Annotated in this window: 11 protein-coding genes and 1 pseudogene; 7 read left to right on the plus strand and 5 right to left on the minus strand. The window is 70.5% G+C overall.

Annotation, left to right across the window (positions count from 1 at the left end; translation table 11 throughout):
* Positions 1-18 precede the first annotated feature (18 nt).
* The 3 genes from ABB22_RS06415 (at position 19) to ABB22_RS06425 (ending at position 4,245) form a co-directional block, all read left to right on the plus strand.
* Positions 19-540 (plus strand): ECF-type sigma factor, encoded by a 522-nt coding sequence (locus tag ABB22_RS06415; RefSeq protein WP_161809351.1) that lies wholly within the window; start codon positions 19-21, stop codon positions 538-540.
* Positions 537-3,026: a serine/threonine-protein kinase gene (locus ABB22_RS06420; protein ID WP_055771519.1), complete on the plus strand. Its 2,490-nt coding sequence runs from the start codon at positions 537-539 to the stop codon at positions 3,024-3,026. The genes ABB22_RS06415 and ABB22_RS06420 overlap by 4 nt, the downstream gene beginning before the upstream one ends.
* Before the next feature lie 214 nt (positions 3,027-3,240).
* Positions 3,241-4,245 (plus strand): class I fructose-bisphosphate aldolase, encoded by a 1,005-nt coding sequence (locus tag ABB22_RS06425; protein WP_055771518.1) that lies wholly within the window; start codon positions 3,241-3,243, stop codon positions 4,243-4,245.
* A gap of 554 nt (positions 4,246-4,799) precedes the next feature.
* Here ABB22_RS06425 and ABB22_RS06430 read toward each other — a convergent pair.
* From ABB22_RS06430 to cysG, 3 genes are all read right to left on the minus strand, one after another.
* A complete protein-coding gene (locus ABB22_RS06430; RefSeq protein ID WP_055771517.1) occupies positions 4,800-5,381 on the minus strand; it encodes an O-acetyl-ADP-ribose deacetylase in 582 nt (193 codons plus the stop codon).
* A gap of 251 nt (positions 5,382-5,632) precedes the next feature.
* A complete protein-coding gene (gene cysK / locus ABB22_RS06435; protein WP_055771516.1) occupies positions 5,633-6,592 on the minus strand; it encodes a cysteine synthase A in 960 nt (319 codons plus the stop codon).
* Between the two features lie 20 nt (positions 6,593-6,612).
* Positions 6,613-8,076, minus strand: coding sequence for a siroheme synthase CysG (cysG, locus tag ABB22_RS06440; protein WP_055771515.1), 1,464 nt, complete (start codon positions 8,074-8,076; stop codon positions 6,613-6,615).
* Between the two features lie 161 nt (positions 8,077-8,237).
* On the opposite strand from cysG, the gene ABB22_RS06445 reads away from it, so the two are divergent.
* The 4 genes from ABB22_RS06445 (at position 8,238) to ABB22_RS06460 (ending at position 12,457) form a co-directional block, all read left to right on the plus strand.
* Positions 8,238-9,221, plus strand: a complete 984-nt coding sequence (locus tag ABB22_RS06445) for a LysR family transcriptional regulator (RefSeq protein WP_055771512.1) — start codon at positions 8,238-8,240, stop codon at positions 9,219-9,221.
* Positions 9,222-9,365: 144 nt separating this feature from the next.
* A complete protein-coding gene (locus tag ABB22_RS06450) occupies positions 9,366-9,803 on the plus strand; it encodes a DUF2946 family protein (protein ID WP_425477787.1) in 438 nt (145 codons plus the stop codon).
* A 70-nt stretch (positions 9,804-9,873) separates the two neighbouring features.
* Complete coding sequence (locus ABB22_RS06455; RefSeq protein WP_055771507.1) at positions 9,874-11,934, plus strand: TonB-dependent copper receptor; 2,061 nt, start codon at positions 9,874-9,876, stop codon at positions 11,932-11,934.
* A gap of 79 nt (positions 11,935-12,013) precedes the next feature.
* The gene (locus ABB22_RS06460; RefSeq protein ID WP_055771504.1) at positions 12,014-12,457 is read left to right on the plus strand and encodes a BLUF domain-containing protein; all 444 of its coding nucleotides are present in this window, start codon (positions 12,014-12,016) and stop codon (positions 12,455-12,457) included.
* Positions 12,458-12,538: 81 nt separating this feature from the next.
* On the opposite strand, the gene ABB22_RS06465 is transcribed toward ABB22_RS06460, so the two are convergent.
* On the minus strand, positions 12,539-13,273 hold the full coding sequence (locus ABB22_RS06465; protein WP_055771501.1) for a phosphoadenylyl-sulfate reductase: 735 nt from the start codon (positions 13,271-13,273) through the stop codon (positions 12,539-12,541).
* Positions 13,270-13,529 (minus strand): annotated as a pseudogene (locus ABB22_RS06470) (sulfite reductase); the annotation flags it as partial. The gene ABB22_RS06465 and the pseudogene ABB22_RS06470, both read right to left, overlap by 4 nt.

Below are 13,529 nucleotides of genomic sequence, written 5' to 3' on the forward strand. Positions count from 1 at the left end.
GACGGGGAGGGCGAAGGGATGGGCGATCCGGCAGGGGACGTCGCCGCGCGCGCGGCATTCTGCGAGCTGTACGACGAACTGCAGCGGCTGGCGCATCGCCGGCTGGGCCGCGCGCGGCATACCGCGCTGGATACCGTGGCCCTGCTGCACGAAACCTTCCTCAAGCTGGATGGCAAGGTCGCGTCCGTGGCCGGTCGCGGGCAGTTCATGGCGCTGGCCGGCAAGGCCATGCGCCAGGTGATCGCCAACTACCTGCGCGACCGCCAGGCGCAGAAGCGCGGTGGCGGGCTGGAGCGGATCACCCTGCACACCGGCCTGTCCGGCGCTGCCACCGACACCGACGCGCTGGACCTGGAGTCGGGCATGCAGGCGCTGGAGCAGCTGGACCCGCGCCTGGTCGAACTGGTGGAGTGCCATTTCTACGGCGGCATGGAATTTTCCGAGATCGCTGCCCTGCGCGGCTGCAGTGAACGCACCGTCTACCGCGACTGGCAATGCGCGCGCGCCTGGTTGCATGCGCGCCTGGGAGCGCCGACATGAGCACGGAAAAGGAGCGCTGGCAGCAACTGTCGGCGTTGTTCGAACGCGCGCTCGATGGCGATGCGCGGCAGCGCACGCTCCTGCTGGCGAGCCTTGCAGGGCAGGAGCCGGCACTCGCCGCCGAACTGGCGCGGATGTTGGCGGCGGTGGACAAGCGGGGTCCGCTGGATGCGCCGGCGGCCGACATGCTCGATGGCCGCCTGCCGCCACATGCGCCGGTGGATGAATCCGGCCAGCAGCTCGGGCCGTGGTGCCTGCTGCGGATGCTCGGCCATGGCGGCATGGGCTGCGTCTATGAAGCGCGGCGCGAGGACGACAGCGGCCAGCGCGCGGCGATCAAGCGCCTGCAGCCGCACTGGGCCGGCACCGTGCATGAACGGCGCTTCCTGGAGGAACGCGGCATCCTGGCGCGGTTGTCGCATCCGGGCATCCCGGCGTTGATCGACCATGGCATCGATGCGCAGGCGCGCCCGTGGTTCGCGCTGGAATACGTGGATGGCGGCGACCTGCTGCACCATGCCGACACGCAGTGCCTGGACCTGCGCCAACGCGTGGAACTGCTGCGGCAGGTGTGCGCTGCCGTGCAGCACGCGCATGCGCACCTGGTCGTGCACCGCGATCTCAAGCCGGCCAACCTGCTGGTCGATGGCGAAGGCCATGCCAGGGTGCTGGACTTCGGCGTGGCCAAGCGCCTGGATGTGGACGCAGGCACCACCCGCACCGGTTCCCATGCCGGTTTCACCCCCGAATACGCCGCACCCGAGCAGGTCCTCGGGCAGCCGGTGAGCGTCGCCACCGACGTGCACGCGCTGGGCGTGGTGCTGTACGAGCTGCTGTGTGGCGAGCGTCCCTGGCGCTTCGATCCGGCCAACCTGCAGGCGGCGGCGCAGGCCATCACCACCGGCATGCCGGCGCGGATGGAGACGGTGCTGTCCTCCGGCAGGCCCGAGGAAATGGCCGCGCGCATCGCCAGCCGGCGGACCACCGGGGCGGCGTTCCGTCGCTTCGTGCGCGGCGATCTCGGCCGCATCGTGCAGACCGCGCTGGCCAAGGAGCCGGAGCGGCGATATGCCAGCGTGCAGGCGCTCTCCGACGATCTGCAGCGTTTCCTGCAGGGGCGCACGGTATCGGTGATGGGCGATACCTTCGCGTATCGCGCGCGCCGGTTCGTGCGGCGCAACCGCTGGAGCGTGGCGATGGCGGGGCTGGCCGTGCTGGCGATGCTGGCAGGCCTGGCCGGCACCACGTGGCAGTTGCGACAGGTGCGCGTGCAGCGCGACGCGGCTTTGGCCGAAGCGCGCCGCAATGCGGCCATCGGCGATTATTTCGCCATGCTGTTCCGCGATGCCGGCGACCGCATCGATGGCGAGCGGGCGACCGCGTCCGATGTGCTGGGCGACGGTGCGCGCCGCCTCGCCGACAGCTACCGTGGCGATCCGGCCACCGGCATCCACCTGGCAGTCACCACCGCCGACCTGTCGCAACGCCTGGGCGACCTGAAAGCAGCGCAGGCGTTGTACGAGCAGGCGCTGGCATGGCCGGGCATCGAGGGTTTCCCCGGCCAGCGCGCCGCCGCGCAATACGGGCTGGGCGTGGTGCGTTACTTCAATGGCGACAATGCCGGCGCACGCGCGCTGCTGGACGAGGCGCTGGGGTACTGGAAGCGCGATCAGGCCCGGCACGTGGTGGACCTGCAGGAAAGCGCGTCGCTGCAGGCCAACCTGGAGCGGGCCGATGGCCATCCGGACGTGGCGGCGCAGGTGCTGGAGCAGGCCATCGCCGCACGCCGCGCGCTGTTGGACGGCGGTCCGGATCGTATCGTCGCCGCGCGCACCGCCGACCTGGCGGCCGCCTACATGGGCATGGGCGATGCGGCGCGGGCGCGGGAGACGGCGCATTCCGCATGGGCGATGTTCGAGCGGTTGCAGCTGCAATCCACCAGCGACGCACTCGGCGCGCTCAACAATGCCGCGGTTGCGTCGGTGCAGCTGGGCGACCTGGCAGTGGCCGAGCAGTCGTTCCGCCGCGCGGCGGAAATCTACCGGCGGGCCAATCCGCAGTCGCCGCACCTGGCCGCGCTGCTCAGCAACCTGGGCACGCTGGAACTGAAACAAGGGCGGCTGGACGACGCGCGCGTTGATCTCGAACAGGCGCTGGACATGGGCACGCGCCTGGGCGGCGAAGGCAGCCGGGTGGCGATGGGAACGCGGCTGCGCCTGGCCGAACTGCTGGCGCGGCAGGGAAACGTGGTCGAGGCGATGACCCTGCTGCAGACGCAGTTCCATCTGGCCGAGCAGCAGGGCGATACGCGCGGGCCGCTGCATGCCGGCGGTCTGCTGCTGCGTGCGCGTTTGCGGCTGGGCGCGGGCGATCACGGCGGCGCGCGCAACGACCTGGATGCGCTCGATGGCCTGGTCGCCGCGCTGGGACCGGCCGGTGCGGCGATGGGCAAGGAAGCCGCGGCGCTGCGTGCGGGATTGCGTTGAGGCAGGCGCTTCGTCGCCGGGCAGCGAGACCGGTGCAAGCGGATGCTGTTGCCGGCATTCCTTCGGGCCATCGATGGTCAACGCCAGGACCGTTCCTGGCGGCCTCTTGTCCGTTACGGACAAGCTGGAAACGTTTGCAGGCCATCCCTGCGGCCGGCCCATGACGGCCACGGGCTATAATCCGGTTTTTCCCGCACCCCGTCACAGGAACTTCATGAGCATCGAACTGCTGGCTGAAACTGCCCAGGCCATGGTCGCCCCGGGCAAGGGCATCATCGCCATTGACGAATCCACCGGCACGATCGCCAAGCGCTTCGCAAGCGTCGGCATCGAGAACACGGAAGAGAACCGCCGTGCCTACCGCGAGCTGCTGCTGACCACGCCCAAGCTCAACGAGCACATCTCCGGCGCGATCCTGTACGACGAGACCATCCGCCAGTCGACCAGGGACGGCGTGCCGTTCGCCAAGTACATGGCCGACCACGGCATGATTCCGGGCATCAAGGTGGACAAGGGCGCGCATCCGCTGGCCGGCTGCCCGGGCGAGCTGGTCACCGAAGGCCTGGACGGCCTGCGCGAGCGCCTGCAGGAGTACTACCGGCTCGGCGCACGCTTCGCCAAGTGGCGCGCGGTCATCAACATCGGCGAGAGCATCCCGTCGGGCACCTGCATCGAATCCAACGCCCATGCGCTGGCCCGTTATGCGGCGCTGTGCCAGGAATGCGGCCTGGTGCCGATGGTCGAGCCGGAAGTGATCATGGACGGCGACCATGACATCGAGACCTGCTACGAAGTCACCGAAGCCACCCTGCGCTCGCTGTTCGACGCGCTGTACCAGCAGAACGTGCTGCTGGAAGGCACCATCCTGAAGGCTTCGATGGTCATCTCCGGCAAGGACTGCGACGAGCAGGCCGACGTCGAGGAAGTGGCCGAAGCCACCGTGATGTGCCTGAAGAGCACCGTGCCGGCGATCCTGCCGGGCGTGGTGTTCCTGTCCGGCGGGCAGAGCGACGAGCAGTCCACCGCGCACCTGAACGCGATGAACCAGCTCGACAAGCTGCCGTGGCCGCTGAGCTTCTCCTACGGCCGCGCGATGCAGCAGGCCGCGCTGAAGCTGTGGGCCCAGGACATGAAGGGCAATTACGACGCCGCCCAGAAGACCGTGTTCGAGCGCGCCAGGGAAAACGGCATGGCCGCGCTGGGCAAGTGGGAAGGCTGATCGCGGCCTGCCCGTGATGGATATGGAAACGCCGGCCTTGCGCCGGCGTTTCCGTTTCCGGGCAGGTCGAAAGCCTGGGCCTGGCCGGCCCCGCGGTATCGGGCGACGCCCGGGGCTTTCGCGGTAATGCCCCAGCGGGGCGTTGCCCCGCTCTACGGGGAAACGTGAGGTTCTGTAGCGCCGGGCAGCGCCCGGCGGGGCTTTCGCGGTAATGCCCCAGCGGGGCGTTGCCCCGCTCTACGGGGAAACGCGAGGCTCTTTAGCGCCGGGCAACACCCGGCGGGGGCTTTCACGGTAATGCCCCAGCGGGGCGCTGCCCCGCTCTACAGGGAAACGTGAGGTTCTGTAGCGCCGGGCAACGCCCGGCGGGGGCTTTCGCGGTAATGCTTCAGCGGGGCGCTGCCCCGCTCTACGGGGAAACGCGAGGCTCTGTAGCGCCGGGCAACGCCCGGCGGGGGCTTTCGCGGTAATGCCCCAGCGGGGCGCTGCCCCGCTCTACAGGAAGCCGCTGCCCGCCGCGTCGGGTAATTGCGCGAGGCGCTTCTGGAGAAGGGCTAGCGCGCGAAGGAGGGCAGCGGCTCGTCGATGGCCGGCGTCGCCGCGCTGGCCTGGCCGGCGACGGCCAGCGCCTGCTGGTAAGCCTTGAAGGTGGCGGTGTTGTAGGCCACCAGGACGATGCGTACCGGACGCGCATGGCTTTTCTGCCAGGTGACGGTCTCGGTGACGGCAATGACGGCGGCCTGGTGCATCGGATAGCCGTAGACGCCGCAGCTGATGGCCGGGAAGGCGATCGATTGCAGCTGCATCTGTTCGGCCAGGCGCAGGGATTGCCAGTAGCAGTTGGCCAGCAGTGCGGCCTCGTCGCGCTGGCCGCCGTGCCAGACCGGGCCGACGGTGTGGAAGACATGCCGTGCCGGCAGCGCGTGGCCGGCGGTGGCGCGGACCTCGCCGGTGGGGCAGCGCACGCCCGGTCGCAGTTCCGGCAGGCGCTCGCATTCGGCCAGCAGCCCGGGGCCGGCAGCGCGGTGGATCGCCCCGTCGACGCCGCCGCCGCCGAGCAGGCTCTCGTTGGCCGCGTTGACGATGGCGTCCACGTCCAGGCCGGTGATGTCGCCCTGCCAGATGTCGATGTTCATGCCCGCGATCTTCCCTTTCCCTATATGAGCAAAACGTGACGGATGCACGGCTTGCGTCCGCCCGCGGCAAAGTCTGAGGCGGGGGCGTCTCGGCCGCTGCGACAGGCGGCCGGACAGCACGAAGGCCGCGCGGGGCGGCCTTCGTGCCGGGGGAGGTACAGGGATGCAGCGCAAGAAATGGAACCGTTGCGGGCGGCGGAAATCACCGGGGCGTCCCCCGGTCGCGGCAGCGCAGGTCCCGGGGCCGTGGCTTACGGCAGGCCGGCCAGCCAGTCGTCGTCGCTGCCTTCGTTGATGTCGGCGAACAGCGGGGTGGAGAAGTAGCGCTCGCCGGTGTCCGGCAGCATCGCCAGGATCACCGAGCCGGCCGGGGCCTTGGCGGCCACGTCCAGTGCGGTGGCGGCGGTGGCGCCGGAGGAGATGCCGACGAAGATGCCTTCCTCGGCGGCCAGCCGGCGCGAGGTTTCGATCGCGCGCTCGTCCTGCACCGAATACAGCTCGTCGTAGGCATTGCGGTTGAGCACTTCCGGCACGAAATCCGGGGTCCAGCCCTGGATCTTGTGCGGCTTCCACTCATCGCCCTTGAGCAGCGAGGCGCCGGCCGGTTCGGTGGCGATGATGCGGGTGTCGGGCCGCGCCAGCTTGAGCACTTCGCCGACGCCGGTCAGGGTGCCGCCGGTGCCCCAGCCGCTGACGAAGTAGTCCAGGCGCCTGCCGGCGAAGTCGCGCAGGATCTCGGCGGCGGTGGTGTTGCGGTGGTAGGCCGGGTTGGCCGGGTTGGCGAACTGGCTGGCCAGGAACCAGCCGTGCTTGGCGGCCAGTTCCTTCGCCTTCTCCACCATGCCGGTGCCGCGCGCCGCGGCCGGGGTCAGGATCACCTTGGCGCCATAGGCGCGCATGGCCTTGCGGCGTTCGACCGAGAACGTCTCGGTCATCACCGCGACGAACTTGTAGCCGCGCGCGGCGGCGACCATGGCCAGGGCGACGCCGGTGTTGCCGGAGGTGGCCTCGACGATGGTGTCGCCGGGCTTGAGCACGCCGCGCTTCTCTGCATCGAGCACGATCGCCAGCGCCAGGCGGTCCTTGACCGAGCCGCCGGGGTTGAACGATTCGACCTTGACGTAGACGTCCACGCCGGCTGGTGCCAGGCGGTTGAGTTTCACCACCGGGGTGCTGCCGACGGTATCGAGGATGTTGTTGTAGATGGCCATGGAGATCTCCTGGAAAGGAATCAGGCGGCGTCGGCCAGTGTCGGCGGCGGCGTCTTTGCGGAAGGTGAGGATGTGCGGGAGGTGGCCGGCAGCGGCGCGTCGCCGAACCAGTGCAGTTCGGCGGCCAGGCCGGCCACATCGCCGAGGATCAGCAGCGCCGGCGACCGCACCGCGTGCAGGCTGGCTGCGCCGGCCAGTTGCTGCAGCGTGCCGCTGACCACGCGCTGGTCGGTACGCGAGCCGTTTTCCACCAGCGCGAACGGCGTGGCGGCGGGCAGGCCGGCATCGAGCAGGCGCGCCTGGATCTGCGCCAGCGCGGCCACGCCCATGTAGAACACCAGGGTCTGCCGCGGCGCGGCCAGCGCCGGCCAGTCCAGCGTGTCCAGCGAATCGCGGCAGTGCGCGGTGACCAGGCGCAGCTGCTGGGCGTGGTCGCGGTGGGTGAGCGGAATGCCGGCGTGCGCGGCGCAGGCCAACGCGGCGGTGATGCCGGGCACCACTTCGTAGGCGATGCCGTGCGCGCGCAGGAACTGCAGCTCCTCGCCGCCGCGGCCGAACACGAAGGCGTCGCCGCCCTTGAGCCGCACCACGCGGCGGCCGGCGCGGGCGTGCTCCAGCATCAGTGCGTGGATGTGTTCCTGGCCGGTGCTGTGGCCGCGCGCGGACTTGCCGACCTCGATGCGCTCGGCGTCGCGGCGGGCCAGCTGCAGCACCTCGGCGCTGACCAGGCGGTCGTGGAGGATCACGTCGGCCTGGTTCAGGGCACGCAGCCCGGCCAGGGTGAGCAGGCCGGGATCGCCGGAACCGGCGCCGACCAGCACCACCGAACCGGCGGCGGCCGGCGGTTCGCCGGTCATCGCCTGCTGCAGGGCGAGCTCGGCGTCGGCCTGGCGGTGGCGGCGCAGCAGGTCCAGCACCGGTCCGTCGAGCAGGCGGTCGAAGAAACGGCGGCGCGCGCCGGTGTCGGGGAAACGCGCGCGGATGGCCGGGCGATGGCGGCCGGCCAGCTCGGTCAACCGGCCCCAGGCGCCATCGAACAGTTCTTCCAGCCGGCGGCGGACATGGCGCGCCACCATCGGCGCGGCGCCGCCGCTGGAGACGGCGATCTGCAACGCGCCGCGTTCGACCACGGCCGGTACGTGGAAGCGCGACAGCTGGGCGTCGTCCACCACGTTCACGAACAGCCGCTGCGCCTCGGCGGCGCCGGCCACCGCGCGGTTGACCACCGGCTCATCGGTGGCGGCGATCACCAGCCAGACGTCCTCGGCCAGCCAGCGGGTGTCGAACAGGCCCGGAAGCCAGTCGATGCGGCCGGCCTCGGCCAGTTCCCGCAGCGCCGGCGACAGCTGCGGCGCGCCGACCCGGGGGCGGGCGCCGGCGTGCAGCAGCGTCTCGACCTTGCGCCCGGCCACCGCACCACCGCCGACCACCAGCACGGCGCGGCCGTTCAGATCGGCGAACAGGGGGAACAGGGGAGCGTCCAAGGCGGTGGGAGAGGCGGTGGCGGAAGGGATGCTGACCGTAGCCCCGGCCCCTGAAGCCCGGAAATGACTTGCGCCGCCTATTAAATTACTTTCGGTTATAAGTAGATCGGGCAATCTGACCTACAGTCATCCGTCCCCGCCGAGCCGCCTTCCCGACTCCGATGACCCTGACCCAACTGCGCTACCTGGTGGCCATTGCCGACGCCGAGCTCAACATCACGCTGGCGGCCACGCGCGTGCACGCCACCCAGCCGGGACTGTCCAAGCAGCTCAAGCAGCTGGAGGACGAGCTGGGTTTCCTGCTGTTCGTGCGCAAGGGGCGCAGCCTGGAATCGGTGACCCCGGCCGGCGGGGAAGTGATCGCCCGCGCCCGCCTGGTGCTGGCCGAGGCCAACAACATCCGCACCTACGCGGCCAACCAGCGCCGCGAGAGCCACGGCCAGCTGATCCTGACCACCACCCACACCCAGGCGCGCTTCGTGCTGCCGCCGGCGGTGGCGCGGATCAAGCTGGCCTATCCGCAGGTCAGCGTGCACCTGCAGCAGGCGGCCGAAAGCGACGCGCTGGACCTGCTCAGCCAGGGCGACGCCGACATCGCCATCGTCAGTACCGCCGGCGGCGAACCCAGCACCGGCATCGCGGTGCCGCTGTACCGCTGGCGGCGGCTGGCGCTGGTGCCCAAGGGCCATGCGCTGGACCGCGCCGGCAAGCTGCCGGACATGGCCGCGCTGGCCGCGCACCCGCTGATCAGCTACGAATCCTCGACCCGCCCGAGTTCCTCGCTGCGCCGCGCGTTCGCCACGCAGGGGCTGGAGCCGGATCTGGCGCTGACCGCGCTCGACGCCGACCTGATCAAGACCTATGTACGCGCCGGCCTGGGCGTGGGCCTGCTGGCCGAAATGGCGGTCAGTGCCGGCGACAGCGACCTGCGCGCCTGGCCGGCGCCGGCGGCGATTCCCGAGTGCGTCGCCTGGGCGGTGCTGCCGCGCGACCGCGTGCTGCGCGACTACGCACTGGAACTGGTGCACGTGCTGGCCCCGCAGATCGACAAGCGCGACCTGCGCCGCGTGCTCGACGGCAACCAGGAGGCCGACTGGCCGACGCCGCCGAGCTGGGAAGAACTGACCCAGACGATCACCAGCTGAGGCGTTGAGGCGAGGAGCGGGTAACCCTTACCGGCGAAAGCCGAAGCATCCGCCCGACCGTTCCTGCTTTTGCTTTCTCCCGTTGCTCCCCCTGCGGCAGTCCGTCGCAGGGGCGGGCCGCGGTATCGGCTCTAAACTATCGGCGTGAACCGGTCTCCGCTCCTGCACCGCTGGATGTTGCTGCTCGCGCTGGCGGCCACGCTGCTGATGGCGTTGGCGCCGGTGGTCAGCCGCTGGGTGCAGGCCGGGCAGGGCGCGCACGCGTCCATGGCGCATGCGATGCCCGCGATGGCGATGGCGGACACCGTGCCGGCCGATCACCACGCGATGGACGCGCACGCCGGGCATGGGGCCGCCGAAAGCGCGATCGGCAAGACGCCGCCGGCCGATCCCCACGCCGCCCATGGCGAGGCCTGCGACTACTGCACCATGGCGTCGCGGCTGCTGCCGTGGCTGGCGGTGCTGCTGGTGCTGGCGCCGCTGCTGTACCGCATCGCACCGCAGTCGCCGCGCGCGACCGTCTTCGCCGCCGGCCTGCGCTGGCCGGCGCACCTGGCGCGCGGACCGCCGCTGTTCTCCTGACGACACTTCCCCTTCTTCCCGCCGCCTGCTGCCCTCCGGCAGTACGCGGCATGTCGTACCGGAGAACCTCATGTATCCCGTTTCCCGTATGCCGGGCGTTCCGGCGTGCCTGGCCGCCTGTGTCTGCCTGGCGCTGTTTCCCCAGCCCGCTCACGCCGACGAACCCGATTCGATCAAGACGCTGGACACCCTGGTCGTCACCAGCGCCGCGCCTTCCTCTCCGCTGAACTGGGTCACCGACCCGCGCCTGCCGCGGCAGCCGGTGCCGGCCAGCGACGGCGCCGACTATCTGAAGACCGTCCCGGGCTTTTCCGCCATCCGCAACGGCGGCACCAATGGCGACCCGGTGCTGCGCGGCCTGTCCGGTTCGCGGCTGAACATCCTCAGCAACGACGGCAGTCTGATCGGCGCCTGTCCCTCGCGCATGGACAACCCGCTGTCCTACATCGCTCCTGAAACCTACGACCGGCTCACCGTCATCAAGGGCCCGCAGAGCGTGCGCTGGGGCGCGGGCGCCTCGGCCGGCACGGTGCGCTTCGAGCGCGACATGCCGCGCTTCGACGCGCCGGGCATGCAGCTGCAGGCCAGCGCGCTGGGCGGCTCCAGCAACCGCAACGACCAGATGCTCGACGCCAGCTTCGGCAGCAGCCCGGGCTATGTGCGGGTGAACGGCAACCGCTCCGAGTCCGGCGACTACCGCGACGGCAACGGCGAGGTGGTGCCCTCGCGCTGGCGCAAGTGGAACGCCGATGCCGCCATCGGCTGGACGCCCGACGCCGATACCGTGCTCGAACTCAACGCCGGCACCGGCGACGCGCTGGCCCGCTATGCCGGCCGCGGCATGGACGGCGCGGCGTTCAAGCGCAGCAGCTACGGCCTGCGTTTCGAGCGCGGCAACCTGCCCGGTGCGTGGGACAAGCTGCAGGCCAACCTGTACTACAACGACGCCGACCACGTGATGGACAACTACACGCTGCGCACGCCCAACCCGCACGGCAGCATGCCGATGCCGATGGCGTCGAACGTGGAGCGGCGCACCACCGGTGGCCGCGTCGCGTCGGAGTGGCGCTGGCAGGACGTGGCCGTCGTCGCCGGCGTCGATACCCAGGACAGCCGCCATCGCAAGCGCAACGGCATGGGCCGCGGCACCTTCCGGCAGATGCCGTGGACCCGCGACGCCGAACTGCGCAACCACGGCGCGTTCGCCGAACTGACTTTCGGCGAGGACACGCCGCGGCGCTGGGTGAGCGGCCTGCGCATGGACAGGGCGCAGGCGAAGGACCTGCGCCTGACCACCGGGATGAAGGGCATGCCCAATCCCACCGCCGGGCAGACGCGCGAGGAAACGCTGGGCAGCGGCTTCCTGCGCTATGAGCGCGACCATGGCCAGGCCTGGACCTGGTACGCCGGGCTCGGCCATGCCGAGCGCATGCCCGATTACTGGGAACTGTTCTCGGCCGATGCAGGGCCGGCCGGCAGCGCCAACGCCTTCGCCGGGGTGAAGCCGGAAAAGACCACCCAGCTCGACCTGGGCCTGCAGTTCCATGGCCGCGCGCTGGACGCCTGGGTGTCGGCCTATGCCGGGCGCATCCAGGACTACATCCTGTTCGCCTATCGCAGCGGCGGCATGATGGGCAGCAGCACGCGGGCGGGCAATGCCGATGCGCGCATCGCCGGTGCCGAGGCCGGGCTGGAATGGCGGCCGGTGCACGGCTGGAAGCTGGGCAGCACGCTGGCCTACGCCTGGGGCGAAAACCGCGACGAGCAGCGGCCGCTGCCGCAGATCCCGCCGCTGGAGGGGCGCTTCACCGCGTCCTGGGAGCATGCGCGCTGGTCCACCGGCGCCCTGCTGCGGGTGGTGGGCCGGCAGAACCGGGTGGCGCTGGACGAGGGCAACGTGGTCGCGCGCGATCTCGGCCCGAGCGCGGGCTTCGCCACGCTGTCGCTCAACGGCGCCTACCGCATCAGCGACGGCCTGCGCGCCAGCGCCGGTGTGGACAACCTGTTCGACCGCGCCTACGCCGAACACCTGAACCTGGCCGGCAGCGCCGATTTCGGCTTCCCCGCCGATCCGGTGCGGATCAACGAACCGGGCCGCACTTTCTGGTTGAAGCTGGATTACCGCTACTGACGCGCACTCCCCCGCTGCCGGTCAACCGGCAGCGGGATGCCTGTGGCATGCTCGCCCGACCCAGCCAGAGGATGCGTGGATGACGCGATGGGCAGTGGCATACGCCAGTACCGCCGTGGCCGGGCTGGCGGTGGCCGACCTGGATCGCCTGCTGGTTGATGCGCGGGCGCACAACCATCTGGAGGGCGTCACCGGTGTCCTGCTCCACGATGGCCGCCGCTTCTTCCAGTACATCGAGGGACCGGAAGGTAGCGTGGCGCGCATTTATGCGCGCATCCGCGCCTCGCGCCTGCATGTCGAACTGGTGGAACTGCAGAACGGCCCGGTGGAACAGCTGTATTTCACGCGGTGGCACATGGGCTGCAGCCATACGAAGGGCAGCGTGCTGCAGGCGTTGAGCAGCCGCCAGTGGCGACAGGAGGCGCGCTATCTGCACGAAGACGTGGCGCGTACCGGCGAGGCGCCAGGCCTGCGCGAGCTGCTCGCGTTCTGGGAGCGGCAGCAGGACGCCGCGGACACCTGATCCCACCGCACCGGCCGTCTTCCCGGCCGGCATCGAATCTTGCGATACCCCGCATCGTTGCCCGGCCCGCGCTGGACGCGGTCACATCTCGTGCAGGCCGCACTCGCGCTTGAGCCCGAAGAAGCGGGTGTCCTCCTCGCGCATGCCCGGCTCCCAGCGGCGGGTGGTGTGGTAATCGCCGATGGAGACATAGCCCTGTTCCCACAGCGGGTGATAGGGCAGGTCGTGCTGCTTGAGGTACCGCCACACGTCGCGGTCGCTCCAGTCGGCGATCGGGTTGACCTTCCAGCGCCCCTCGCGGCGCTGCAGGACCGGCGTGGCGGCGCGGCTGGCCGACTGGCTGCGGCGCAGGCCGGTGAACCAGGTGCCGGCCTGCAGTTCGTCCAGGGCGCGCTTCATCGGCTCGACCTTGCGCAGGTTGTTGTACTGCTCGATGCCGACCAGCCCCTGTTCCCACAGGCGGCCATGGCGCGCTTCCATCCACGCGCGGCTGACCAGCGGCCGGTACACCTTCAGGTTCAGGCCCAGCCGCTGGGTCAGTTCGTCGGCGAAGCGGTAGGTTTCCGGGAACAGGTAGCCGGTGTCGATCAGGATCACCGGGATGTCGGGCTGCTGGCGGCTGAGCAGGTGCAGGGTCACCGCCGACTGCGCGCCGAAGCTGGAGGACAGCACGTGCGTGCCCGGCGTGTGCCGCAGCGCCCAGTGCACGCGCTGCTCGGCGTCCATCGTTTCCAGCCGCGCGCCAAGCGTGGCGGCGTCCTCGTCCAGGGGCGGGAGGGTCTCGTCGTTGAGGGGGGGCAGGGACAGGGCGTTCATGCGTGCAGTTCCACGGCGATCTGGCGGTGGGTCGGGTAGGGCGGCAGCTCGATCAGGCCGCTGCGGTGCAGGAAGTCGCCGAAGCGTTCGTCGCTCCCGCGTTCCGCGGCGTAGCGGGCCAGCAGCGGGTCGAGGGCTTCGAGGATCTGCGCCTCGGTGATGTTGTCGCGGTACAGCGTGTTCAGGCGCTGGCCGCGGTGGTCGCCGCCGAGGAACAGGTTGTAGCGGCCCGGTGCCTTTCCGACCAGGGCGATCT

Origin of the sequence: Stenotrophomonas nitritireducens, assembly GCF_001431425.1 — a bacterium.
GTDB classification, from domain to species: domain Bacteria; phylum Pseudomonadota; class Gammaproteobacteria; order Xanthomonadales; family Xanthomonadaceae; genus Stenotrophomonas; species Stenotrophomonas nitritireducens.